A 23,670-nucleotide genomic window follows, 5' to 3' on the forward strand; every position below is an offset into this window, starting at 1 on the left:
CGTGTCGGGGTCCGTGTCGCCGCGAGCCCCCGCCGGACCGGCTCAGAGCCGGTCCAGCGCCTCCTGGAGGTCGGCCGGGTAGCCGCTCTCGAAGGTGACCCACTCCCCCGAGCCGGGGTGCTCGAAGCCGAGCCCGACCGCGTGCAGCCACTGCCGCTCGAGGCCGAGACGGCGGGCGAGCGTGGGGTCCGCGCCGTAGGTCGGGTCGCCGACGCAGGGGTGGCGCACGGCCGCCATGTGGACGCGGATCTGGTGGGTGCGCCCCGTCTCGAGGTGCACCTCGAGCAGGCTGGCGTGGCGGAACGCCTCGAGCAGCTCGTAGTGCGTGACCGCCGGCTTGCCGGAGTCCATCACCGCGAACTTGTAGTCGTGGCCGGGGTGGCGCCCGATGGGGGCGTCGATCGTCCCGACGAGCGGGTCCGGGAGGCCCTGGACGAGCGTGTGGTAGGTCTTCTCGACCCGCCGCTCCTTGAACGCGCGCTTGAGCACGCTGTAGCCGCGCTCGCTCTTGCAGACGACCATGAGCCCGGAGGTGCCGACGTCCAGGCGCGAGACGATGCCCTGGCGCTCGCTCGCGCCGCTCGTCGAGATGCGGTAGCCGGCGGCCTTGAGGCCGGCGAGGACGTTCGGGCCGGTCCACCCGACGCTCGGGTGCGCCGCGACGCCGACGGGCTTGTCGACGACGACGATGTCGTCGTCGTCGTGCACGACCCGCATCCCCGGCACCGGCTCGGCGACGACCTCGAGGGTCGGGCTCGCCGGGCCGCTGGGGATCGAGACCTCGAGCATGTCGCCGGCGCTCACCCGGTGGCTCTTGCCGACCGGGCTCGCGTTGACGGCGACCTCGCCGGAGGCCGCGAGGTCGGCGGCCCGGGTGCGTGAGAGCCCGAAGAGGCGGGCGATGGCGGCGTCGACGCGCTCACCCTCCAGCCCGTCGGGGACGAGGACGGTGCGCTGGTCAGCCATCGGCCGGCTCCGCCGCGTGCTGGCCCACCGGGCCGAGCGGGGTCCCCCGGTAGGCGAGGACCATGACGAGCCCGGCCGCGACGACGATCGCGATGTCGGCGACGTTGCCGACGAACCAGCCGAAGTAGTCGATGAAGTCGACGACGTGCCCGCGGCCCGGGCCCGGCTCGCGGACCAGCCGGTCGACGAGGTTGCCGACGGCGCCGCCGAGGAGCAGCCCGAGGGCCACCGCCCACGGCCGGTTGCCGACCCGGCGCACCGCGACGAGGACGAACACGAGGATGACGAGCGAGAGGACGGTGAGCATCCACGTCCTGCCGTCACCGAGCGAGAACGCCGCCCCCGGGTTGCGGATGAGGTTGAGCCGGATCGCGTCGCCGACGAGACCGACCGGCTGCCCGGGGGTGAGGGCCGCGAGGGCCCACACCTTCGTGGCCTGGTCGAGCACGAGGACGACCACCGCGATGGTCAGCAGGAGGGCGCGCAGACGGCTGCGTCGCTCGCTCCGGGGCTCGGAGGGACGGGTGGGGGTGGCGTCGGCCGCCGTCAGCGGCGCTCCTGCTTCGTCTTGCATGGCATGCACAGGGTCGCACGAGGAGCGGCCTGGAGCCGCATCTTGCCGATCGGGTTGCCGCACGACTCGCACGTGCCGTAGGTGCCGTTCGCGAGCCGCTCGAGGGCGTGCTCGGTCTGGTCGAGCATCTCGCGGGCGTTGTTGACCAGCGAGATCTCCTGCTCGCGCTCGTAGGTCTTGGCGCCGGCGTCGGCCTGGTCGTCGCCCGCGCCGTCGCCCGAGTCACGCATGAGGTGGACGAGGTCGGAGGCGGCGTGGGCGATCTCGGTGCGCAGCTGCTCGGCGTCGTGCTCGAGCTCGCGGCGCACCTCCCGCAGCTCGGCGGCGGTCCACGGGCTCTCGTCCCCGCGGACGGGCAGCGAGGCGGCGGTGGCGGCCTTCTTGGCGGGCGCCTTCTTCGCGGGCGCCTTCTTCGCGGGCGCGGCCTTGGTCGCGGCCTTCTGCGCCGGTGCGGCCTTCTTCGCGGGCGCGGCCTTCGTGGCGGGAGCCTTCTTCACCGGGGCCTTCTTCGCGGGCGCGGCCTTGGTCGCGGTCTTCTTCGCGGGCGCAGCCTTCGTGGCGGGAGCCTTCTTCACCGGGGCCTTCTTCGCGGGCGCGGCCTTGGTCGCGGCCTTCGTGGCGGGGGCCTTCTTCGCCGGGGCCTTCTTCGCGGAGGCGGCCTTGGTCGTGGTCTTCGTCGCCGCCGCCTTCGTGGCGGGCGCGGCCTTCTTCGTCGCCGCGGCCGGCGTGGCGCCTCCTCCCGACCCGCGCGTCACCGCCTTCCGGGCGGCGCCGGCCGCCCGGGAGGTCGTCTGCTTCGCGGCGGACAGGGCCCGCTTCACCACCATGGCCTGCGCCCTTTCGGGGACGGGGTGGGCCCTCGCGGCCCGCCCGGTGCGCCGAGGATACGGGCACGGCCGGGACGGTGGGGACCCGAAACGCCGGGTCCTGCCTGTGCGTTCGCTGGACGCACGAGGGGCCCGGGATCGCTCCGGGCCCCTCGTGGGTCGACGCGTGCGTCAGACCTGCTGCTCCTGCGGCTGGTCGGCGGGCGCCTCGTCGTCGTCGGCGGCGACGTTCTTGAGGTCGGCCAGCTGGCCCTGGATGTAGTCGTGCAGGCGGGCGCGGTAGTCGCGCTCGAAGCTGCGCAGGGACTCGATCTTGCGCTCCAGGAGGTTCCGCTCGCGGCCGAGCTCCTCGAGGATCGAGGCCTTCTTCTGCTGCGCCTCGGCGACCATGCCCGTCGAGCGCTCGCGCGCCTCGGTGAGCATCTCGTCGCGCTGGGTCGTCGCGGTGCCGATCATCTCGTCCCGCTGGGCCGTCGCCGTCGACACGAGCTCGTCGTGCTGCGCCTGGCCGGTCGAGACGAGCTCGTCGTGCTGCGCCTGGCCGGTCGAGACGAGCTCGTCGTGCCGGGCCTGACCCGTGGTGACGAGCTCCTCGTTGCGGGCCTGGCCCGTCGAGATGAGCTCGTCGTGCTTGCGCTGCGCGGAGCCGACGAGCTCGTCGTGCTTGCGCTGGCCCTCGGACACGAGCTCGTCGCGCTTGGACTCACCGGCGGCGACGTGCTCGTCGTGCAGGCGCTGCGCGAGGGCGATGACGCCCGCGGCGCTCGCGCCACCACCGGCGCCCGCGAGGGCGGCGGCGCCACTGGCGGAGTCGCCCTGCGCCTGCTCGGGCTTCTCGTTCGCCCGCTGCTCGGCGGCCTCGGCGCGCTGGGTCGCCTCCTGGACCTGCTGCTCGGCCTCCGCGGCGCGGCGCTCGGCCTCGGCGAGGCGCTCCTCGACGGCGGCGACGCGCTCGTCGGCCTCGCGGCGCGACTCCTCGAGGCGGGTCGTGAGGACCGACACCTGCTCGTCGACGGCGTCGCCCTGCTCCTGGCGGGCGGCGGCGAGGGCGGCGGCGTGGTCGTCGCGCTCCCCGGTGACCTCGGCCAGCTGGCCCTCGAGCTCACGGACCCGCTCCTCGAGGGAGGCGGCGCGGCGCTCGGCCTGGGCGCCCTGGTTCTGGAACTCGCCGGCGCGGCGCTCGGCGTCGGCGACGCGGGCGTCGACGTCGCCGCTCTCGCCACGCAGCGCCTCGATCTCGGCGTCGCGCTGGGCGAGGAGCTGCTCGAGCTCGGCGGTGCGCTCACCCATCTGCTTCAGCTCGCCGCGCAGCTCCTCGAGCTGCCCCTGGGCCTCGGCGACGCGGGAGTCGCCCTCGCCGCTGCTCTGCTGCAGCTCCTCGAGCTGTGCCGCGAGGTCGCTGCGGGCGCCCTCGAGCTCGGAGACGCGGGCGGCGAGGGTCGCGTTCTTGGAGCGCAGCTCCTCGGTCTCGCGCGAGGAGTCCGCGTCCGGCCGCGCGAGCGCGGCGGTCGGGGCCATCCCCCGGCCCTCGCGGCTCGCGGAGAGCTCGCCGCGCAGGTCCTCGGACTCCTTGGACATCCGGCGCATCTCGGCGACGATGTCGTCGAGGAAGTCGTCGACCTCGCGCTCGTCGTAGCCCCGACGGAACTGGGTCTGGGTGAACGTCTTGTTGAGGACGTCCTCGGGCGTGAGAGCCATGCACAACTCCTGGTGGCCGGTGGGGGACACGGTCATGGCGCACGGCAGCACGACGTGCTGGGCTCCGGGCGTCCGCAGGCCAGCCTAGACGATCGCCGACCCCCTGTGACGGGTGTGGCCTGCGGGGTCCGTCCCGGCGCGCGTCAGGCGGCGAGGCCCTCGAGGATGCGCTGGAGGATGATGACGCCGACGAACAGGACCATGAACGACAGGTCCACCGACACCGCCCCGAGGCGCAGCGGCGGGATGACCTTGCGCAGCGCCCGCAGCGGCGGCTCGGTCAGCGTGTAGACCGGCTCGGCGACGAGCAGAACCGGGCCGCGAGGCCGCCACTCGCGGGCCAGGATGCGGATCCAGTCGAGGACGACCCGCCCGATGAGCACGACGAGGTAGAGGAACACCACGAAGGCGAGAACGGCGAAGACGGCACCCATGGGTCGAGTGTGACGGATGGACCTGGGCGGCCCGTGCGCGGGGCGCCGGTCAGCTCTGGTTGAAGACGGTGCGGCCGGCGACGGCCTGACCGTCCTCCGCGAGGACCTCGACGGTCTCGGGCGAGAGGAGGAAGACCTTGGAGGTCACGCGCTCGATCGAGCCGTGCAGGCCGAACACGAGCCCAGCGGCGAAGTCGACGAGGCGCTTGGCGTCGGCGTCGCCCATGTCGGTGAGGTTCATGATGACGGGGACGCCGTCACGGAAGCTCTCGCCGATCGTCTTGGCCTCGTTGTACGTGCGCGGGTGGATCGTCGTGATCCGCGAGACGCTGGCGGCCTCGTGCGTGCGCACGACCTCGGCCACGGGACGGCGGGTGGGGAGAGGGGTCACCTCGGCTCCTCGGTGCTCGACGCGGTCGTGGTGGCCCTGCTGGTCGGCGTCGAGGTCGTCGTAGGCCTCGTCGTACTCGTCGTCGTAGCGGCCCTGGTCCTCGGCGAGGCCCAGGTAGACCATCGTCTTGCGCAGCGCGCCAGCCATCCAGTGCTCCTCGGTCGTCGGTCCTGCGGGTCAGGGCCGTTGCGTCGGGACCGAAGTTACCGGTGGGACTGGCGAGAACCGAGGATTGCCGACCCGACACGCAGGTGTGTCGCGCCTTCCGCGACGGCGTCCTCGAGGTCGCCGCTCATCCCGGCCGACAGCCAGGTGGCGTCGGGATGGTCCGCCCGCACCGCCTCCGCGAGGGCGCGCAGCCGGGCGAAGGCCGGCCGGGGCTCCTCGCCGAGCGGCGCGACCGCCATGAGGCCGCGCAGGCGCACGTGCTCGAGGCCGCCGACCACGTCGGCGAGGTCGCGGACGTCGTCCGGCGCCGCTCCCCCGCGCCCGCCGGCGGCGTCGAGCCCGACCTGGACGAGGACGTCGAGGACGCGGCCCTCGCGCTCGGCGGCGCGGTCCAGCGCCCGGGCGATCTTCGCGCGGTCGAGGGAGTGCACGACGTCGGCGTAGCGCGCGACCGACCCGGCCTTGTTCGACTGGAGCTGGCCGATGAAGTGGACGGTGAGCCGGTCCCGGTGGGCGAGCCCGGCGACCTTCGCCGAGGCCTCCTGGTCGCGGTTCTCGCCGATGTCGCGCACCCCGAGCCCGGCAAGCAGGTCGACGTCGGAGGCGGGGAAGAACTTCGTGACGGCGACGAGCGTCACGGGGTCGGTGCGTCCGGCCGCGGTGACGGCGGCGGCCACACGCTCGCGCACGGCGGCGAGGCGTCGCTCCAGCTCGGCCGCGCGCTCCGGCGTGCTCACCGCGACCTCGCGACGACACCGGCGAAGCGCCCCGTCGTGCCCTCGCCGCGGTAGGAGTAGAGGTCCTCGCGCTCGCGCGTGCAGCCGGCCACCCACGTGACGGGCACGTCGAGGTCGGCGAGCTGCCCGACGACACCGGCGGCGACGTCGACGGCGGGGGTGCCGGTCCACGAGACGGTGGCGCTGACCGGGGCGACGCGCGCGACGTCCGCGCGCATCACGGCCGGGACCTCGTAGCACCGGCCGCAGACCGACGGCCCGACGACCGCGTCGACCGAGCGCGCCCCGAGGTCGCGCATCGCCGCTACGGCGCGGCCGACCACGCCGGCGACCAGCCCGGGACGGCCGGCGTGCACGGCGGCCACGACACCCTCCGGGCTCGCGAGGAGGACGGGGACGCAGTCGGCGACGAGCACCGCGAGGGCGAGGTCCGGCGCGGTCGTGACGAGCGCGTCGCACCGCGGTGCGACCTCCGGCACGGCGTCGACGACCGCGACCTCGGCCCCGTGGCACTGGTCCATCCAGACGAGCGGGCGGCCGACCGCCTCCCCGAGGCGGCGCCGGTTCTCACGGACGTCGGCCTCGTCGTCCGCGACGTGCAGCCCGAGGTTGAGCCCGGCCCACGGCCCGCGGCTCACCCCGCCCGGGCGGCCGGTCAGGGCACGCCACGCCGCGGGGGCGGAGTCCTCCCACAGGAGCACCCCGCCCCCGGTGGGCGTCGACGTCGTCACTACTTGAGGAAGTCCGGGACGTCGAGGTCGTCGTTCTCGTCGAACGTCACGGTGCGCGGCGGCTGCTGGCGCACCGGCTCGGCCGGGGTCGACTCGCGCTCGGTGCGGACCGGCGCGTCGTCCTGCTCGGGCCGCGGGGCCGCGACCGGCGCGGGCGCCTGCGGCTGCTGCACCGGGGCGGGCTGGTGGACCGGGGGCTGCTGCACCGGCGGCTGCACGGGCGGGGCGGCCGGTGCGGCGGTGGGCGCGGCCGGCGCCGCCGGGCGGCCCTGGATGGTGCCGAGCGCCCGGTCGTCGGCCCGGCGGACCGGGGCGCCACCGTCGAAGCCCGCGGCGATGACGGTGACGCGCACCTCGTCGCCGAGCGCGTCGTCGATGACGGCACCGAAGATGATGTTCGCCTCGGGGTGCGCGGCCTCCTGGACCAGGCGCGCGGCCTCGTTGATCTCGAAGAGGCCGAGGTCGCTGCCGCCCTGGATCGACAGGAGCACGCCGTGCGCGCCGTCGATGCTCGCCTCGAGCAGCGGGCTGGAGATCGCGAGCTCGGCGGCCTGGACCGCGCGGTCCTCGCCGCGGGCCGAGCCGATGCCCATGAGCGCGGAGCCCGCCCCCTGCATGACCGACTTGACGTCGGCGAAGTCGAGGTTGATCAGGCCCGGCGTCGTGATGAGGTCGGTGATGCCCTGGACACCCGAGAGGAGCACCTGGTCGGCGCTGCGGAACGCGTCGAGCATCGACACGCCGCGGTCGCTGATCGAGAGCAGCCGGTCGTTCGGGATGACGATGAGGGTGTCGACCTCCTCGCGCAGCGCGGCGATGCCGTTCTCGGCCTGGTTGGCGCGACGGCGACCCTCGAAGGTGAAGGGGCGGGTGACGACACCGATCGTCAGGGCGCCCAGGCCCTTGGCGATGCGGGCGACGACGGGGGCACCACCGGTGCCGGTGCCACCGCCCTCGCCAGCGGTGACGAAGACCATGTCGGCCCCCTTGAGGACCTCTTCGATCTCCTCGGCGTGGTCCTCGGCCGCCTTCTTGCCGACCTCGGGGTCGGCGCCGGCGCCGAGGCCGCGGGTCAGCTCGCGGCCGACGTCGAGCTTGACGTCGGCGTCGGACATGAGGAGCGCCTGCGCATCGGTGTTGACGGCGATGAACTCGACACCCTTGAGGCCGACCTCGATCATCCGGTTGATGGCGTTGACACCGCCTCCGCCGATGCCGACGACCTTGATGACGGCGAGGTAGTTCTGGGGTGCTGCCACGGGATTCGGCCTTCCACTTCAGGTCACAGGCGTGTGTGCGACTCGGGTAACCCTCGACCTCAGGTACAGGGTTACAGTTCGGTCACGGTTGTCGATGGGGTGACGCTACGTCGCGGCGCGGTGGTCCTGCACCCTCCGGCTGGGCGTGTCGCGACATCGCGTCGGGCAAATCCTGTCACGGCTCTCAGGCCGCGCCTCACCCGCCCCACCGGTCACTCCGGCCCCGTCGGCCTCAGCGCGTGACGGGGGTGTCCGGCGCGCTGACGTCGACCGTCTTCGCCTTCGTCGTCAGCAGGGCCCGCAGGACCCGGATCTTCAGCGCGGACTCGTCCTCGCCGCCCCACACGACGGTCTTGCCGCGCAGCGTGAAGGTCACGAGGTCGGCGCTGCTCACGGTGACCGACCGCACGTCGTCGGAGAGGTCGGAGGGCAGGTCGCGCAGCAGCGCCAGGGCCGCCTGCAGCGCCTCGGGGGTCATCGCCCGGGACCCGGTGGCGGTGACGACCGGCACGCCCTTCGGCGCCTTGTCGACGCTGCCGAACGAGACCCCGGTGGCGTCCACGACCTCCAGTCGACCTTGAGGGTTCTTGACGACGATCGAGGGCACCCGCGGGACCACGTCGACGACGAGGGTCCGCGGCCAGGAGCGGCGCACCGACACCTCGGCGACGGTGACGCGCGTGCGGACGTCGGTCTCGACGGCGGCGGTGTCGACGCGCACGAGCGGCGTGCCGGTGGGCACGTCGACGAGCTCGCGGACGGCGGCGGCCTCGGCCCCCGAGACCCCGACGACCTCGACGTCGTGGACCCCGAGGGCGCCGGTCCAGCCGACGAGCCACCCCGTGCCCGCGACGAGCGCCAGCACGACGAGGGCCGCGAGCCCGCGCAGCCACGGTCGACGGCGACGGGCGAGCGCGCGCTCCCGGAAGCGGGAGGCCGACGACTCGAGGCCGCGGGCCCCGGGGCGCCGGGTCGCCGTGTGGCTCATGCCCGCTCCCCCGCTCGTGCGCGCAGCGCCTCGAGGAGCGGCGCGCCGAGACGGGTCACGTCGCCGGCGCCGACGGTCAGCACGAGGTCCCCGGGGGCGGCCGCCGCCGCGAGGAGCTCGACCGCCCGGTCGGCGTCGACCCCGACGTCGACGCGTCGACGCCCGGGCAGCTCGACGAGGGGGTCGCCGACGAGGGCCGAGGTGACGCCGGGCAGCGGCGCCTCCCGGGCGCCGTAGACGTCGAGGAGCACGACGTGGTCGGCCGGCGCGAGGGCCTGCGCGAAGACGTCGGCGAAGTCGCGCGTGCGGCTGTAGAGGTGGGGCTGGAAGACGACGAGGACCCGCCCGCGGCCGGCCCGCGCCACGACCCCCGCCGCGGTCGAGACCACCGCGGCCACCTTGGCCGGGTTGTGCGCGTAGTCGTCGACGACGGTCACGCCGTCGACCTCGCCGCGCACCTCGAACCGCCGGCGCGCGCCGGTGAAGTCCCCGAGCCCCTCGACCACGGCGTCGAGGTCGGCGCCGAGCCCGTCGACGGCGGCGCCCAGCGCGCCCACGGCGTCGAGGACGTTGTGCAGGCCGGGGACCCGGAGGGCGAGGGTGACCTCGCGCCCGCCGTGCCGGACGCGCGCGGTGGTGCCCAGCCCGGCGGGCTCGACGGCGAGGACCCGGACGTCGGCATCGGCGTGCTCGCCGTAGGTGAGGACGCGGTGGCCGCCGGCCCGGTGGTGCTGCGCGAGGCCGAGCGCGCCGGGGTCGTCGTGGCACGCGACGAGCAGCCCGCCCGGGCGGACCGTCCCCGCGAAGACGTCGTAGGCCTCGGTGACGGCCTCGGGCGTGCCGTAGAAGTCCAGGTGGTCCGGCTGCACGCTCGTGACGACGGCGACCTCGGGCCGGTAGACGACGAAGCTGCCGTCGCTCTCGTCGGCCTCGACGACGAACGCCTCGCCCGAGCCGAGGGCTGCGTTCGTGCCGAGCTGGGCGATCTCGCCGCCGCTGGCGAACGAGGGGTCGGCGCCGGCGTGGACGAGCGCGGCGGTGAGCATCGAGGTCGTCGTCGTCTTGCCGTTGGCCCCGGCGACGGCGACGACGCGGGTGCCGGCCGAGACGGCGGCGAGGGCCTGCGAGCGGTGCAGGACCCGCAGACCGCGCTGCCGGGCGGCCGCGAGCTCGGGGTTGTCCTCGCGGATCGCCGACGAGACGACGACGGTGTCGACGCCGTCGACGTGCGCCGGGTCGTGACCGACCCACACCGTCGCGCCGGCGGCCCGCAGCGCCTCGAGCACCGGGGAGTCGGCCACGTCGGAGCCGCTGACCGCCACCCCGCGCTGGAGCAGCAGCCGGGCGACGGCGGACATCCCCGCGCCGCCGATCGCGACGAGGTGGACCGCGCCCAGCTCGTCCCACGCGGGGACGGCGGCGGCGAGGTCGAAGCGCTCGTTGGTGACGGGCACGCTCAGCGCCTCCCGGCGGCGCGGACGACGAGGTCGGCGAGCAGCTCGTCGCCGCCGCGCTCCCCCACCGACGCGGCGGCCGTGGCCATCGCGGCCACCCGCCCGGTGTCGGTGACGAGGGGGACGACGGCCGAGCCGACCCACGCCGGGTCGACCGCAGCGTCGTCGACGAGCAGGCCGCCGCCGGCCTCGACGACGTGCGCGGCGTTGAGCCGTTGCTCGCCGTTGCCGACCGGCAGCGGGACGTACACGGCGGGCAGGCCGACCGCGGTGAGCTCGCAGACCGTGTTGGCGCCGGCGCGGGCGACGACGAGGTCGGCCGCGGCGTAGGCGAGGTCCATCCGGTCGCAGTACGGCAGGACGACGTAGGGGGCGCCGGGGACCGGCCCGGGGTCGAACTCCTTGCCGGCGCCGGTGACGTGCAGCACCTGGACCCCGGCGGCCGAGAGCTCGTGCACCGCGCCCGCGAACGCGGCGTTGAGGCGAGCGGCCCCGAGGGAGCCGCCGGTGACGAGCAGCGTGGGGGCGTCGGTGAGCCCGAAGCGTTCTCGCGCCTCCGCCCGGTGCGCTGCGCGGTCGAGGGTCGCGATCTCGTGGCGCAACGGCATCCCGGTGACGGTCGCACCGGGCAGCGACGTGCCGGGGAAAGTGACGCCGACCTCGGCGGCGACGCGCGCGCCGAGCCGGTTCGCCAGCCCCGGGCGGGCGTTCTGCTCGTGGACGACGACGGGCACCTTGCGGCGGCGCGCGGCGAGGTAGGCCGGCGACGCGACGAACCCGCCGAAGCCGACGACCACCTCGGCGCCGGTCGACTCGATGGCCTCCTCGGCCGCCGCCACGGCCCGGCGCAGGTTGCCCGGCAGCCGCAGCAGGGCGGCGCCCGGCCTGCGGGGGAACGGGACCCGCGGCACCTCGAGCATCGGGTACCCGCGCTCGGGCACGAGCCGGGCCTCGAGCCCCTGGGCGGTGCCGAGCGCGGTGACCCGGACGTCGGGGTCGCGTCGGCGCAGGCAGTCGGCGAGGGCGAGCAGCGGCGAGACGTGCCCGGCCGTGCCCCCGCCCGCGAGGAGGACCGAACCGGGGACGCCGCTCATGACCGGCCCCGTCGCCCGCGGACCGCGCCGGAGACCACGGCGAGCGAGCGGCGCACCGACGACGGGCGGGCCGAGAGCGCCTCGCGGCACCCCGGCTCATGACGTGCGAAGGACAGGAGGATGCCGAGCGCACCCATCGTCGAGATGAGCGAGGAGCCACCGGAGGAGACCAGCGGCAGCGGCACGCCGATGACCGGCAGCAGGCCGATGACCGCTCCGATGTTGACCATGGCCTGGACGATGATCCACGTCATGATCCCGGCCGTGACGACGCGGACGAAGAAGTCCTCGGAGCGGCTGACGAGGCGGTAGCAGGCGAAGGCGAAGCCGGCGAACAGGAGCAGGACCGCGAGGGTGCCCGGCAGCCCGAGCTCCTCGCCGATGATCGCGAAGATGAAGTCGTTGTGGGCCTCCGACAGCAGGCCCCACTTCTCGCGGCTCTGGCCGAGGCCGAGGCCCAGCCAGCCGCCGTCGGCGAGGGCGTAGCGCCCGTGGATGGACTGCCGCGCGACGCCCCACTCGTCGGTGTCGCGGCCGAGCCACACGTCGAAGCGACCGAGGCGGTTGGGGCTCGTGAGGACGAACGCGACGACGGCCCCGAGGAACGGGATGCCCGCGATGACGAACCAGCGCACCGGGATCCCGGCGGCGAAGAGCACACCGGCGACGACCGCCCCGAGGATGAGGACGGTGCCGAGGTCGTGGCCCAGCGCGACCGTGCCGACCCCGAGCGCGGCGAGCGGGACGAGATACGGGACGAGGACGTGACCGAGGTCGCGCAGGTGACGGCGCTTCTTCGCGAGGACGGCACCCCCCGCGAGGGCGAGCCCGACCTTGATGGCCTCGGAGGGCTGGATGCTGATCGGCCCGATGAACACCCAGTTGCGGTTGCCCTGGAAGCCGCCGCGGCCGAGCGGCGTGAAGACGAGCAGCTGGAGGGCGACGGCGACGAGCAGCGCGGGGACGGCCAGACGGCGCCAGGTCCGCGTGGACACGCGCGACGCGACCGCGAGGGCGACCACGCCGATCGTCGCGTAGACCGCCTGGGTCGCGAAGATCGCGTAGGCCGAGCCGTCGGTGTCGAGCGCGGTGATGGCGCTCGCCGACAGGACCATGATGAGCCCGAAGACGACGAGGGCCCCGGTGAGGAAGAGCAGCACGTAGTACGTCGTGACGGGCGAGTCGAAGCGGTCGACCCACGCCTGCACGCGCGAGGTGCCGCGCGCGGTCTGCCGGGCCGGTGCGGTGGCGGACGACACGGGCTACCCCTCGCCGGTGAGCCGCCGCACCGCCGCAGTGAAGGCGTCGCCGCGCGCACCGTAGTTCGCGAACATGTCCATCGACGCCGCGGCCGGTGCGAGCAGGACGACGTCGCCCGGGCGGGCGAGGTCGAGGGCGTGCTCCACCACGGTGTCCATGGCCCCAGTGTCCGTTTGCGCCACGTCGACGACGGGGACATCCGGGGCGTGTCGGGCGAGCGCCTCGGAAATGGCCGAACGGTCACGCCCGAGGAGGACGACGCCACGCAGCCGGTCGGCGACCGCGGCGACGAGGCCGTCGACGTCGGCGCCCTTGAGCAGCCCGCCCGCGACCCAGACGACGTGCTCGAACGCGGCCAGGCTGGCCTGCGCCGCATGGGGGTTCGTGGCCTTGGAGTCGTCGACCCAGCGCACGCCGCGCACGACCCCGAGGTCGGCGATGCGGTGCGGCTCGGGCACGAAGTCCCGCATCCCCTGGCGCACGGCCGACGGCGGCACGCCGTGGGCGCGGGCCAGCGCCGCGGCGGCGAGGGCGTTGGCCACGAGGTGCGGAGCCGGCATCGGCGCGTCGGGACCGGCGCGCAGGTCCTCGAGCGTCCCGAGCTCGGCGGCCGAGGTGCGGCGCTCGGCGACGAAGGCGCGGTCGGCGAGGACGTCCTCGACGAGCCCGAGCTCGGACAGGCCCGGCGTCCCGAGCCGGAAGCCGACGGCCCGGCAGCCCTCCTGGACGTCGGCGTCCTCGACGAGGCGCCGCGTGGCCTCGTCGTCGACGTTGTAGACGCACGCGACCTCGGTGTTGGCGTAGACCTTGCCCTTGGCGGCGGCGTACTCCTCGAGCGAGCCGTGCCAGTCGACGTGGTCGGGCGCGATGTTGAGGCAGACCGACGCCTCGGGCGCGAGGGAGTGCGACCAGTGCAGCTGGAAGCTCGAGAGCTCGACGGCGATGGCGTCGTAGGGCTGCGGGTCCATGACGGCCTCGAGGATGGGCGTGCCGACGTTGCCCGCGCTGCACGCCCGCAGCCCGGCGGCGCGCAGCATCGCGGTGAGCATCTGCACCGTCGTCGTCTTGCCGTTGGTGCCGGTGACGGTGAGCCACGGCGCCGCGCCCTCGCGCGGCCGCATCCGCCAGGCGAGCTCGACCTCGCCCCAGACCGGGAGGCCGGCCGAGGCCGCGGCGGCGAGCAGCGGCTGGTCGGGGCGCCAGCCCGGGGAGGTGACGACGAGGTCGAGGGGCTCCTCGGGCAGCGCCGACACTGTCTCGCTCCCCCAGCGCAGCCGGGCGCCGAGGATGTCGAGGATGCGCGCGCGCTCCGACATCGCCGAGCCGTCGGCGGGCTCCTGGCCGTCGACGACGAGGACCTGCGCGCCGCGCTCGAGGAGCGCGTCGGCGGCGGCGAACCCGGACACCCCGAGACCGGCGACGAGCACGCGCAGCCCGGCCCAGTCGGCCTCGCGGTGGGTCAGCGCGTCGGTGCGGGCGGACCCGGTGCTCATCCGGCCCCCACGACCCACTCGGCGTAGAACAGCCCGAGGCCGAGCGCGACGAAGAGGCCCGCCACGATCCAGAAGCGGATGACGATGGTGACCTCCTGCCACCCGAGCAGCTCGAAGTGGTGCTGCAGCGGTGCCATCTTGAACACCCGCTTCCCCGTCGTCTTGAACGAGGCGACCTGGATGATGACCGAGAGGGTGATCGTGACGAAGAGGCCGCCGAGGACGACGACGAGCAGCTCGGTGCGGGTGAGGATGGCCAGGCCGGCGAGCCCGCCGCCCAGCGCGAGCGAGCCCGTGTCGCCCATGAAGATCTTGGCCGGTGAGGCGTTCCACCAGAGGAAGCCGAAGCAGGCGCCCATGCCGCACGCGGCGACGATCGCGAGGTCGTGTGGGTCGCGGACCTCGTAGCACTTGGTGCCGGGGTTCCACTGGCAGTTCTGGTTGAACTGCCAGATGCCGATGAGCACGTACGAGGCGAAGACCATGACCGACGCCCCCGTCGCGAGGCCGTCGAGCCCGTCGGTGAGGTTCACGCCGTTGGACGTCCCCGCGACGATGACGTTGGCCCAGATGACGAAGAGGATGACGCCGACGACCGTCCCCGCGAAGGCGAGGTTGACCGGGGTGTCGCGGACGAACGAGATCGCCGTCGACGCGGGCGTGCGGAAGGAGCTGTTGGGGAACTGCAGCGCGAGCACGGCGAAGACGACGGCGACGAGCGTCTGCCCGGCGAGCTTCTGCCCGGAGCGCAGGCCGAGGCTGCGCTGCTTGCTGATCTTGATGTAGTCGTCGAGGAACCCGACCAGGCCCATCCCGGCCATGAGGAAGAGCACGAGCAGGCCGCTGACCGAGGGCACCTGGCCGGTCACGAGGTGCGCGACGGCGTACGCGGCGAGCGAGGACAGGACGATGACGGCGCCGCCCATCGTCGGCGTGCCGCGCTTGGTGTGGTGCGAGGTGGGCCCGTCGTCGCGGATGAACTGGCCGTACCCCTTCTTCACGAGGTAGCGGATGAAGGTGGGGGTCCCGAACAGGGCCAGCACGAGGGAGACCACGGCGGCGATGAGGACGGCCTTCACGGGTGCTGCTCCTGGGGGGTCGCGAGCGAGTCTCCGAGCAACCGTAGCCCGGCGTCGCGGCTCGACTTGAACAGGGCCACGTCGCCCGCGCGCAGCTCCGCGCGCAGCAGCGACTCGGCCTCGGCGGCGTCGGCGACGGTCCGGACGCGGGTGCGCCCCCCGGCCGCGGACGCGCCCTCGGCGAGCGGCGCCGCGGCCTCCCCGACGACGAGCAGCTCGTCCACGTCGTGCGCGACGGCGTCCGCGCCGACCTCGGCGTGGAGGGTGTCGGACTCGGGGCCGAGCTCGAGCATCGTGCCGAGCACGGCCCAGGTGCGCCGCCCCTCCCCCATCCGGCGCAGCGCCTCGAGGGCGGCGTGCATCGAGTCCGGGTTGGCGTTGTACGCGTCGTTGACGAGGGTCACGCCGTCCGTCCGCTCGGTGACCTCCATCCGCCACCGGCTGACCGGCGTGGCCGCGCCGAGGGCGGCGACGACGTCGGGCAGGGCGAGGCCGAGCTCGAGCGCGACGGCGAGGACCGACAGGGCGTTGCCGACGTGGTGGCGCCCGACGAGGCCGAGCGTCACGTCGGCCGCGCCGGCGGGCGTGTGCACGGTGAAGGACGCGCGGCCCCCGGCGTCGAGGACGACGTCGGTGGCCCGGACGTCGGCGTCGTCGGCCTCGCCGACGAGGACGACCCGGGCGTCGGTGACCGACGCCATCGCGCGGACGGCGGGGTCGTCGGCGTTGAGGACGGCGACGCCGTCGGCCGGCACGGCCGCGGGCAGCTCGGACTTGGCGCGGGCGATGGCCTCGCGCGAGCCGAACTCGCCGACGTGCGCGGTGCCGACGTTGAGGACGACGCCGATGCGCGGCGGGGCCATCCGGGCGAGGTAGGCGATGTGGCCGACGCCGCGCGCACCCATCTCGACGACGAGGAACCGGGTGTCGGGGGCGACGCGGCAGACGGTCAGCGGCACGCCGACCTCGGAGTTGTACGAGCCGACGGGCGCGACGGTCGGCCCGGCGGTCGCGAGGACGGTGCCGAGCAGGTCCTTGGTGCTCGTCTTGCCGGAGCTGCCGGTGATGCCGACGACGGCGAGGTGCGGCGAGCGCTCGACGACCGCCCGGGCGAGGGCGGCGAACGCCTCCTGGGTGTCGTCGACGACGACGCACGGCAGGTCCTCGAGCGGGCGCGTGGTCAGCGCGGCGACGCAGCCGGCCGCGATGGCGGCGGCGGCGAAGTCGTGGCCGTCGGCGTGCTCGCCGACGCGGGCGACGTAGAGGCCGCCGGGGGCGGCCTCGCGCGAGTCGGTGACGACCGGGCCGTCGACGAGCAGCGGGACCGCGTCGGCCTCCGTGACACCGGTGAGCCGGCCGGCGGTCAGCGCGACGACCTCGGCGAGGGGGATCGGGATCACGGCGCCACCACCGCGGCGGCCAGGCGCAGCGCCTCGCGCAGCTCGTCCCGGTCGTCGAAGGGATGGACCACTCCCCCGACGTCCTGACCGGTCTCGTGGCCCTTCCCGACGACGGCCACCGTCGCGGCCGAGCCCTCGGCGGCGACCGCGGCCACGGCCTCGCGGACCGCGCGACGGCGGTCGCCCACCTCGACGACCCGCACCTCACGGCCCTGCGCCCGCACCGACTCGACGCCCTCGAGCACGGCCGCGCGGATGACGGCGGGATCCTCGGAGCGCGGGTTGTCGTCGGTGACGACGACGAGGTCGGCGGCCTGCGCGGCGGCGGCGCCCATCGCGTGGCGCTTGTCGCGGTCACGGTCGCCGCCGGCGCCGGTGACGCACACGAGCGTGCCGGGGGTCGTCGGCCGCAGCGCGCGCAGGGCGGCGGTGATCGCGTCGGGGGTGTGCGCGTAGTCGACGACGGCGCGCGGCAGGTCGACGGCGCCGTCGAGGGCGACCCGCTCCATCCGGCCCGGCACGTGCGGGTCGGTGAGGACGGCCTCGGCGACGCGCTCGGGGGCCTCGCCGGCGAGGACGAGCGCCGCCGCGGCCATCGCCGTGTTCGTCACGTTGAAGTCTCCCGGCAGCGCTGAGCGCAGGGCCAGGTCGACGCCGTCCGGACCGGTCAGCCGGAACGCGGCCGGGTCGGTGGGGTCGGGGTGCACGCTCCAGTCGGCATCCGTCCCGGTGGCGAGGGACGCGACGGGCACCGATGCCTCCTCGAGCAGCCGTGCGCCCCAGGCGTCGTCGACGCAGACCAGCCCGCGGCGGGCGCGCTCGGGGGTGAAGAGCGAGGCCTTGGCCGCGAAGTAGTCGTCCATGTCGTGGTGGAAGTCGAGGTGGTCCTGGCTGAGGTTGGTGAAGAGCGCGACGTCGTAGACGACCCCGTCGACCCGGTGGAGGGCGAGGGCGTGGCTGCTCACCTCCATGACGCAGGTGTCGAGGCCGCGCTCGGCCATCACCGCGAGGAGGGCGTGCAGGTCGGGGGCCTCGGGGGTGGTGCGGACGCTGCCGACGCGCTCGTCGCCGATGCGGGTCTCGACCGTGCCGATGAGCCCGACCTCGTGGCCGAGGGCGGTCAGCGCCGAGTGCAGGAGGTAGGCGGTCGTCGTCTTGCCGTTGGTGCCGGTGATGCCGATCATCCGGACCGGCAGCTCCTCGGTGCCGTGGACGCGCGCGGCGACGGCGCCGAGGACGGCGCGCGGCTCCTCGACGACGACGGCCGGCAGGTCGACGCCCGCGGCGGCGAGCCGGTCGCGGCCGGCGGCGTCGGTGAGGACCGCGACCGCCCCGGCCGCGGCGACCTCGGCACCGAAGTCGGCGCCGTGGGCGCGGGCGCCCGGCAGGGCGGCGTACAGGTCCCCCGGGCGCACCGCGCGCGAGTCGAGGGTGACCCCCGTGACGGCGGGGTCGGAGGCGGGCGCCGGCGCACCGACGAGGGTCGCGAGCTCGTGGAGCGGGGTACGGCGCGGCGAGGACGGCCGGGGGGAGAGCATCCGGACGACCTTACCGCCTCGGCTGCTTCGTGCCGTCACGCAGCACGTCGGGGTCCGCGAGCGCCTCCTCGGGGTCCACCTGGAGGGTCAGGTGCTGCGCCTTCTTCCCCGTCGGCGGGATCTTCAGCTCCTGGAGGGCGTAGGTCATCACGTCCTTGAAGACCGGCCCCGCGACGTAGCCGCCGAAGAAGGGGTAGGTCGGCTTCTGGACGATGACGGCGACGACGACCTGGGGGTCGTCGGCCGGGGCGTAGCCGATGAAGCTCGCGGTCTTGCCGCTGTACTTGCCCACCTTGTCGTCGTAGAACTCGGCGGTGCCGGTCTTGCCCGCGATGCGGTAGCCGGGGATCGTCGCCTCCTCGGCGGTGCCGTCGGGGCTGACGACGCCCTCGAGCATCTTGCTGACGTCGCCCGCCGTCTGCTCCGAGACCACGCGGCTGCTTGCGGACTTCGGCATCTCCGTCACGGTGCCGTCGGCCTCGCGGACGCTGTCGACGAGGCGCGGCGCGACGCGCACGCCGCCGTTGGCGATCGTCTGGAACACCGAGGCCGCCTGGATGGCCGTGACCGAGATGCCCTGGCCGAACGCAACCGTGGCCCGCTGGGAGCCGCTCCACGTCGAGGACTTCGGCAGCAGGCCGGCCGACTCGCCGGGGTACCCGACGCCGGAGCGGGAGCCGAGGCCGAACTTGTGGAAGTAGCGCTCGAGCGTCGAGGACTTGAGGGTCTCGGAGACGAGGATGGTGCCGATGTTGCTCGACTCCGCGAGGGTGCCGGCGACCGTCCGGTACTGCGTCGGGTGCTCGTGCGAGTCCTTGAAGGACCGGTCGTAGCGCGGCAGCCGGTTGGGGATGACGACCGGGGTCGACGGCGTGACCGTCTTCTCCTCGAGGGCCGCGGCCATCGTCATGATCTTGGCGGTCGAGCCGGGCTCGAAGACGTCCGAGAACGCCTTGTTGTCCAGCTGCGCCCCCTTCTTGCCCACGTCGGTGTCGGGGTCGAAGGTCGGGTAGGAGGCCACGCTCAGGAGGTCGCCGCTGCGCGCGTCCATGATGACGACGGTGCCGGCCTTGGCCTTGGTCTCCTTGATCCGCTGGGCGAGCGCGTTCTGCGCGTACCACTGGAGCGAGGAGTTGACCGTCAGGGTCACGTCGCGGCCGTCGACGGCGGGGGTCGTGCTCGACGCCGCGGCCGGGATGGCGGTGCCGTCGCGCCCCTGCTCGTAGGTCGTCTTGCCGGGGGTGCCCTCGAGGTCCTTGTCGACCATGAGCTCGACCCCGCCGCCGGGGGTGCCGTCGTCGGTGACGTAGCCGACGAGGGCGGCGGTCGTCGTGCCCTGCGGGTAGGTGCGCTCGGAGCGGGTCTCGCGGCGGTCGCGCAGGACGCCCGGGATGCCCAGCTTGGCGATCTTGTTCCAGGTCAGCGGGGTGACGTCGCGGCTGAGGACGCGGTAGCGGCTCGTGCCGGTCAGCTGGGTCACGAGCTCGCTGACCGGGGTGCCGAGGAGCGGCGCCAGCTGCTCGGCCGCGCGCTGCACCGCGTCCGCGGAGGTCGTCGGGTCGCAGGTGTTCTTCTTCGTGCCGTAGGTGCAGACGACGGTCTGGTCGACGGTGACGACCTCGCGGACGACGCTCGAGGCGAGGACGGTGCCGTCGGCGGCGAGGATCTGCCCGCGCATCGCGGGGATGATCTGGGCCGTCACGCGCTTGCTCTCGGCCTCCGCGGCGACCGCGCTGGCGTCGAGGCCCTGGATGCGCACGAGCTGGGCGCCGAACACCGACAGGACGAAGATCGTCGCGACGGTGAGGGTGCGCATCCGGCGGCGGGTGCTGGGCCCCGGGTCCTCGCGGCGCCGGCGGGCCGGCGGACGGCCCCCTCCCCCGCCGCCGACGCCCGACGGGCGGGGGCGCGGACGCGAGGCCTGGCGCGGAGCGGGTCGCGCGCCCTGGCGCGGAGCGGGTCGCGCGCCCTGGCGAGGCGCCGGGCGCGAGCCCTGCCGGGCGGCCGGGCGGGCGGGGGCGCGACGGGTCCGGGGGCCGGGCGGCGGCGTCGTGGGCGGGGTCACGGGCGGCGGGTCCTCGCGGTCGTCAGCGGCTGGTGGGCGTGGAGGAGGCCGTCGGGCGGGCGCCCGAGGACGACTCGGTGACCACGCTAAACGTCTCGTCCTTGCTCGCCTTCTTCGCCACGCCGACGACCTTGCCGTCGCTCAGGCGCAGGAAGGCCGGCGTCTCGGCGGGGACCATCCCGAGCGAGCGCGCCTCGCGGGCGAGGGGGCCCGGGCCCGACACCGCGTCGAGCGCGTGGCGCAGGTCGTCCTGGGTGTCGGCGAGCGCGTCGGAGCGGTGCTGCAGGTCGCGCATCGTGAAGGAGCCCTTGGCCATCGCCGTGTTGAGCAGGAGCACGCCGACGAACCCCGCCACGACGAGCCCGATGCACAGGGCGAGGAAGGCGCCGCTGCCCGCGCTGACCGGCGGGGCGACGACGCGCAGCCGCCGCGGGGCCGGAGCGGTCGCCCGGCGGGGTGCCGGGCGGACCTGGGTGCGGGCCGTGGCGAGCTGGCTCATGCGGGGGCTCCGTTCGGGGAGAGACGTTCTGCGGCCCGGAGGCGGACCGAGGCGGATCGGGGGTTGGACTGCAGCTCGGCGTCCGAGGGGGTCTCGGCGCCGCGCGTCAGCAGGCGGAGGTAGGCGGCGTGCTCGGGCAGCTCGACGGGCATCCCGGCGGGGGTGCGGCTGCGAGCGCCCTCGGCGAAGGCCTGCTTCGTGATGCGGTCCTCGAGGGAGTGGTAGGACTCGACGACGATCCGGCCACCGGGTGCCAGGGCGTCGATGCCGGCGCGAACCGCCCGCTCCCAGACCTCGAGCTCGGCGTTGACCTCGATGCGCAGCGCCTGGAAGGTGCGCTTGGCCGGGTGGCCGCCGGTGCGCTGCGACGCCGCCGGCACCGCCGTCCGCAGGACCTCGACGAGGCGGGCGGAGGTGGTGAACGGCTCCTTCTCGCGCTCCCGGAGGATCGCGGAGGCGATGCGGCCGGCGAAGCGCTCCTCGCCGTAGGTCTTGAGGATGCGCGCGAGGTCGCCGTGCGCGTAGGTGTTGAGGACGTCGGCGGCGGTCATCCCCCGCGTCTGGTCCATCCGCATGTCGAGCGGGGCGTCGTGCCGGTAGGCGAAGCCGCGGTCGGCCTCGTCGAGCTGGAGCGAGGACACCCCGAGGTCGAAGAGGATCCCGTCGGCGCGGCCGTCGGCGTGCTCGGCGAGGACGTCGGCGAGCTCGTCGTAGACCGCGTGCACCGCGACGAAGCGCTCCCCGAACGGCGCGAGCCGCTCGGTGGCGAGGGCGATGGCCTCGGGGTCGCGGTCGAGGCCGACGACGCGCGCCTGCGGGCAGCGGGTGAGGATCGCCTCGGTGTGCCCACCCATCCCGAGCGTCGCGTCGACGCAGACCGCACCGGGGTGCTGCAGCGCGGGCTCGAGGAGGTCGACGCAGCGCTCGAGGAGCACGGGGACGTGGCGGGCGCCGGCGTCGCCTCGGCTGCTGGTCATCTCATTCCTTCGCGGGTGTCGTGGCGGGTCGTGGTGCGGGGCGACCCGGCGGCTGGTCCCCATCCGATCCGCGCCCGGCGCGGGGGAAGACGCGTCGGGTGTCGGGTCGGCTGGAGGCCGGCGGTCGGGTCGTGGTGCGGGCGGGTGCTGCGGTCGGGGTCGGTCGGGGGTCGTGGTCTCTACAGGCCCGGGACGACCTCCTCGGTGCCGGCGGAGTAGTCGGAGTAGGCCGGCATGACGGCCTCGAGGTAGGCCTCCCAGCGGCCGGTGTCCCAGACCTCGAGGCGGGAGCCGTTCCCGATGACGGTGCAGTCCTTGTCGAGCCCGGCGTAGGTGCGCAGGGCGGCCGGGACGGTGACGCGCCCCTGCTTGTCCGGGGTGTCCGGGTGGGCGCTGGCGCGGAAGACGCGGATGAAGTCGCGCACACCCTTGGCCGAGCCGGAGACCGACTGCATCTCCTGCGAGATGCGGTGGAACTCGCTCGTCGGGAAGACGTAGAGGCAGCCCTCCTGGCCACGGGTCACGACGAGGCCGTCGGCGAGGGCGCCACGGAAGCGGGCCGGGAGGAAGAGCCGGCCCTTCTCGTCGAGCTTGGGCGTGTGCGTGCCGAGGAACTCGTCCACGTCCCGCACCTCCTCGACCCGACGGCGGCTCCCTCTACCTCCGTGTTCCTCCACTTTACTCCACTAGTGGCCCCTCTGAAGAGCTTTTCGGGCTGTCCGAACGGCTGAATTCCAAGAACTTGCAGGTCAGCGGCGGTGGGGCGAAGTGGGGAACTTCTCGTGGACGCCCCACGCCGCGGGGCCCGGGCCGCTCCGGCGACGCGCGGGACCCCCGCGGTGGGGCGTGGTGGGGCCGGGGGTGGGGCATGGTGGGGAACCGGGTGGAGGGTGGTGGAGGCCGTGGCGGCGGGGCATCCCGCGTGCGCGAACCCATGGCCCCCGACCGCGGCCTGTTGCACGATGAGGGCACCACCGGCGGCCCTCGGCCGTTGGACGCACTCAGCAGGAGCCGACGAGAGGACCACCGGCGTGAGCGACGTCGAGCACGACCCCCAACCGAGCCCGGACGCGAGCGCGCGCGGCGCCTCCCTCGACCAGGTGCTCCAGGTGTCCAGCCGCCTGGCCACCGCGATGAGCTCGGTCATCGAGGGCAAGCAGGCCGTCGTGCGCACCGCGGTCACGGTGCTGCTCGCCGAGGGGCACCTCCTCGTCGAGGACGTCCCCGGGGTCGGCAAGACCCTGCTGGCCAAGACCCTCGCCCGGTGCATCGACGCCCCCGTGCGCCGGGTGCAGTTCACCCCGGACCTGCTGCCGAGCGACATCACCGGCGTCTCGGTCTACAACCAGGACGTGCGCGACTTCGAGTTCCGCCCCGGCGCCATCTTCGCCAACGTCGTCGTCGGCGACGAGATCAACCGCGCCTCCCCGAAGACCCAGTCGGCGCTGCTGGAGTCGATGGAGGAGGGCCAGGTCACCGTCGACGGCACGACCTACACGCTGCCGCGGCCCTTCATCGTCATGGCGACCCAGAACCCCATCGAGATGGAGGGCACCTACCCCCTGCCCGAGGCGCAGCGCGACCGGTTCATGGCCCGCATCTCGATGGGCTACCCGTCACCCCGCTCGGAGCTGGAGATGCTGGACCTGCACGGCGCCGGCTCCCCCCTGGACGCGCTGCGGCCGGTCACCGAGGCCGCGACCGTGCAGCAGATGATCGAGGCGGTGCGGCGGGTGCACGCCTCCCCCGCCGTCAAGCAGTACATCGTCGACCTCGTCGGCGCCACGCGCTCCTCGTCGGCGCTGCGCCTCGGCGCGTCCCCGCGGGCCACGCTGCACCTGCTGCGCGCCTCGCGCGCGCACGCCGCCCTCGCCGGGCGCGACCACGTCCTGCCCGACGACGTCCAGCAGGTCACCGTGCCGGTGCTCGCGCACCGGCTCATCCCCACCGGCGAGACGCAGATGGCGCGCCGCACCACGGCCGACGTCCTGACGGACCTGCTCCAGCGGGTGCGCGTCCCGGCCCCCACCCGCTGACC

22 protein-coding genes are annotated in these 23,670 nt (G+C 74.6%); 1 reads left to right on the forward strand and 21 read right to left on the reverse strand.

Annotation, left to right across the window (positions count from 1 at the left end; all coding sequences use genetic code 11):
• Window positions 1-42: 42 nt before the first annotated feature.
• The 21 genes from LG324_RS14080 to mraZ all read right to left on the reverse strand — a co-directional run bounded on the left by LG324_RS14080 (window position 43) and on the right by mraZ (window position 22,255).
• Window positions 43-966 (reverse strand): RluA family pseudouridine synthase, encoded by a 924-nt coding sequence (locus LG324_RS14080; protein ID WP_030528168.1) that lies wholly within the window; start codon window positions 964-966, stop codon window positions 43-45.
• The gene (lspA, locus tag LG324_RS14085) at window positions 959-1,540 is read right to left on the reverse strand and encodes a signal peptidase II (RefSeq protein ID WP_084696725.1); all 582 of its coding nucleotides are present in this window, start codon (window positions 1,538-1,540) and stop codon (window positions 959-961) included. Before lspA ends, LG324_RS14080 begins: the two co-directional genes overlap by 8 nt.
• A complete protein-coding gene (locus LG324_RS14090) occupies window positions 1,513-2,367 on the reverse strand; it encodes a TraR/DksA family transcriptional regulator (RefSeq protein ID WP_404348853.1) in 855 nt (284 codons plus the stop codon). The genes lspA and LG324_RS14090 overlap by 28 nt, the downstream gene beginning before the upstream one ends.
• Window positions 2,368-2,538: 171 nt before the next feature.
• Window positions 2,539-4,065: a DivIVA domain-containing protein gene (locus LG324_RS14095; RefSeq protein ID WP_404348855.1), complete on the reverse strand. Its 1,527-nt coding sequence runs from the start codon at window positions 4,063-4,065 to the stop codon at window positions 2,539-2,541.
• A 143-nt stretch (window positions 4,066-4,208) separates the two neighbouring features.
• Entirely contained in the window at window positions 4,209-4,499 is a 291-nt protein-coding gene (locus tag LG324_RS14100; protein ID WP_030528164.1) for a YggT family protein, read from the reverse strand.
• 49 nt (window positions 4,500-4,548) lie between these two features.
• On the reverse strand, window positions 4,549-5,037 hold the full coding sequence (locus tag LG324_RS14105; RefSeq protein ID WP_030528163.1) for a cell division protein SepF: 489 nt from the start codon (window positions 5,035-5,037) through the stop codon (window positions 4,549-4,551).
• Window positions 5,038-5,093: 56 nt separating this feature from the next.
• Window positions 5,094-5,795 (reverse strand): YggS family pyridoxal phosphate-dependent enzyme, encoded by a 702-nt coding sequence (locus LG324_RS14110; RefSeq protein ID WP_404348858.1) that lies wholly within the window; start codon window positions 5,793-5,795, stop codon window positions 5,094-5,096.
• Entirely contained in the window at window positions 5,792-6,526 is a 735-nt protein-coding gene (locus LG324_RS14115; protein ID WP_404348860.1) for a polyphenol oxidase family protein, read from the reverse strand. Before LG324_RS14115 ends, LG324_RS14110 begins: the two co-directional genes overlap by 4 nt.
• Window positions 6,526-7,785 carry a cell division protein FtsZ gene (ftsZ, locus tag LG324_RS14120; RefSeq protein WP_404348862.1) on the reverse strand — a complete coding sequence of 420 codons (1,260 nt, stop codon included), beginning with the start codon at window positions 7,783-7,785 and terminating at the stop codon, window positions 6,526-6,528. The genes LG324_RS14115 and ftsZ overlap by 1 nt, the downstream gene beginning before the upstream one ends.
• Before the next feature lie 232 nt (window positions 7,786-8,017).
• On the reverse strand, window positions 8,018-8,773 hold the full coding sequence (locus tag LG324_RS14125; RefSeq protein ID WP_030528159.1) for a cell division protein FtsQ/DivIB: 756 nt from the start codon (window positions 8,771-8,773) through the stop codon (window positions 8,018-8,020).
• The gene (gene murC / locus LG324_RS14130; RefSeq protein WP_404348863.1) at window positions 8,770-10,227 is read right to left on the reverse strand and encodes a UDP-N-acetylmuramate--L-alanine ligase; all 1,458 of its coding nucleotides are present in this window, start codon (window positions 10,225-10,227) and stop codon (window positions 8,770-8,772) included. Before murC ends, LG324_RS14125 begins: the two co-directional genes overlap by 4 nt.
• A 2-nt stretch (window positions 10,228-10,229) precedes the next feature.
• Complete coding sequence (murG, locus tag LG324_RS14135) at window positions 10,230-11,321, reverse strand: undecaprenyldiphospho-muramoylpentapeptide beta-N-acetylglucosaminyltransferase (RefSeq protein WP_404348865.1); 1,092 nt, start codon at window positions 11,319-11,321, stop codon at window positions 10,230-10,232.
• Complete coding sequence (gene ftsW, locus LG324_RS14140; RefSeq protein WP_404348868.1) at window positions 11,318-12,580, reverse strand: putative lipid II flippase FtsW; 1,263 nt, start codon at window positions 12,578-12,580, stop codon at window positions 11,318-11,320. The genes murG and ftsW overlap by 4 nt, the downstream gene beginning before the upstream one ends.
• A 3-nt stretch (window positions 12,581-12,583) precedes the next feature.
• Entirely contained in the window at window positions 12,584-14,074 is a 1,491-nt protein-coding gene (gene murD / locus LG324_RS14145) for a UDP-N-acetylmuramoyl-L-alanine--D-glutamate ligase (protein WP_404348871.1), read from the reverse strand.
• The gene (gene mraY / locus LG324_RS14150; RefSeq protein WP_030528154.1) at window positions 14,071-15,153 is read right to left on the reverse strand and encodes a phospho-N-acetylmuramoyl-pentapeptide-transferase; all 1,083 of its coding nucleotides are present in this window, start codon (window positions 15,151-15,153) and stop codon (window positions 14,071-14,073) included. The genes murD and mraY overlap by 4 nt, the downstream gene beginning before the upstream one ends.
• Window positions 15,150-16,553, reverse strand: a complete 1,404-nt coding sequence (murF, locus tag LG324_RS14155) for a UDP-N-acetylmuramoyl-tripeptide--D-alanyl-D-alanine ligase (protein WP_404348874.1) — start codon at window positions 16,551-16,553, stop codon at window positions 15,150-15,152. Before murF ends, mraY begins: the two co-directional genes overlap by 4 nt.
• A complete protein-coding gene (locus LG324_RS14160) occupies window positions 16,550-18,091 on the reverse strand; it encodes a UDP-N-acetylmuramoyl-L-alanyl-D-glutamate--2,6-diaminopimelate ligase (protein WP_404348876.1) in 1,542 nt (513 codons plus the stop codon). Before LG324_RS14160 ends, murF begins: the two co-directional genes overlap by 4 nt.
• A gap of 10 nt (window positions 18,092-18,101) precedes the next feature.
• Entirely contained in the window at window positions 18,102-19,907 is a 1,806-nt protein-coding gene (locus tag LG324_RS14165) for a peptidoglycan D,D-transpeptidase FtsI family protein (RefSeq protein WP_404348878.1), read from the reverse strand.
• Window positions 19,908-20,178: 271 nt separating this feature from the next.
• Window positions 20,179-20,655, reverse strand: coding sequence for a hypothetical protein (locus LG324_RS14170; protein WP_207021505.1), 477 nt, complete (start codon window positions 20,653-20,655; stop codon window positions 20,179-20,181).
• Window positions 20,652-21,632, reverse strand: a complete 981-nt coding sequence (rsmH, locus tag LG324_RS14175) for a 16S rRNA (cytosine(1402)-N(4))-methyltransferase RsmH (protein WP_404348882.1) — start codon at window positions 21,630-21,632, stop codon at window positions 20,652-20,654. Before rsmH ends, LG324_RS14170 begins: the two co-directional genes overlap by 4 nt.
• Window positions 21,633-21,811: 179 nt before the next feature.
• A complete protein-coding gene (gene mraZ / locus LG324_RS14180; protein WP_030528148.1) occupies window positions 21,812-22,255 on the reverse strand; it encodes a division/cell wall cluster transcriptional repressor MraZ in 444 nt (147 codons plus the stop codon).
• Between the two features lie 408 nt (window positions 22,256-22,663).
• Between mraZ and LG324_RS14185 the strand changes: the two genes are divergently transcribed.
• Window positions 22,664-23,668: an AAA family ATPase gene (locus LG324_RS14185; protein ID WP_404348884.1), complete on the forward strand. Its 1,005-nt coding sequence runs from the start codon at window positions 22,664-22,666 to the stop codon at window positions 23,666-23,668.
• The last annotated feature ends 2 nt before the right edge of the window (window positions 23,669-23,670 follow it).

Source organism: Phycicoccus jejuensis (assembly GCF_044797865.1).
GTDB lineage: Bacteria > Actinomycetota > Actinomycetes > Actinomycetales > Dermatophilaceae > Phycicoccus > Phycicoccus jejuensis.

Bases quoted from the DNA above. Each gene is read 5' to 3' on its own strand.
- LG324_RS14090 (WP_404348853.1), bottom strand. From the start codon at position 2,367: ATGGTGGTGAAGCGGGCCCTGTCCGCCGCGAAGCAGACGACCTCCCGG.
- LG324_RS14105 (WP_030528163.1), bottom strand. From the start codon at position 5,037: ATGGCTGGCGCGCTGCGCAAGACGATGGTCTACCTGGGCCTCGCCGAG.
- rsmH (WP_404348882.1), bottom strand. From the start codon at position 21,632: ATGACCAGCAGCCGAGGCGACGCCGGCGCCCGCCACGTCCCCGTGCTC.
- murD (WP_404348871.1), bottom strand. From the start codon at position 14,074: ATGAGCACCGGGTCCGCCCGCACCGACGCGCTGACCCACCGCGAGGCC.
- LG324_RS14165 (WP_404348878.1), bottom strand. From the start codon at position 19,907: ATGCGCACCCTCACCGTCGCGACGATCTTCGTCCTGTCGGTGTTCGGC.
- LG324_RS14125 (WP_030528159.1), bottom strand. From the start codon at position 8,773: ATGAGCCACACGGCGACCCGGCGCCCCGGGGCCCGCGGCCTCGAGTCG.
- LG324_RS14160 (WP_404348876.1), bottom strand. From the start codon at position 18,091: ATGCTCTCCCCCCGGCCGTCCTCGCCGCGCCGTACCCCGCTCCACGAG.
- LG324_RS14170 (WP_207021505.1), bottom strand. From the start codon at position 20,655: ATGAGCCAGCTCGCCACGGCCCGCACCCAGGTCCGCCCGGCACCCCGC.
- murG (WP_404348865.1), bottom strand. From the start codon at position 11,321: ATGAGCGGCGTCCCCGGTTCGGTCCTCCTCGCGGGCGGGGGCACGGCC.
- LG324_RS14080 (WP_030528168.1), bottom strand. From the start codon at position 966: ATGGCTGACCAGCGCACCGTCCTCGTCCCCGACGGGCTGGAGGGTGAG.
- LG324_RS14095 (WP_404348855.1), bottom strand. From the start codon at position 4,065: ATGGCTCTCACGCCCGAGGACGTCCTCAACAAGACGTTCACCCAGACC.
- LG324_RS14100 (WP_030528164.1), bottom strand. From the start codon at position 4,499: ATGGGTGCCGTCTTCGCCGTTCTCGCCTTCGTGGTGTTCCTCTACCTC.
- lspA (WP_084696725.1), bottom strand. From the start codon at position 1,540: ATGCAAGACGAAGCAGGAGCGCCGCTGACGGCGGCCGACGCCACCCCC.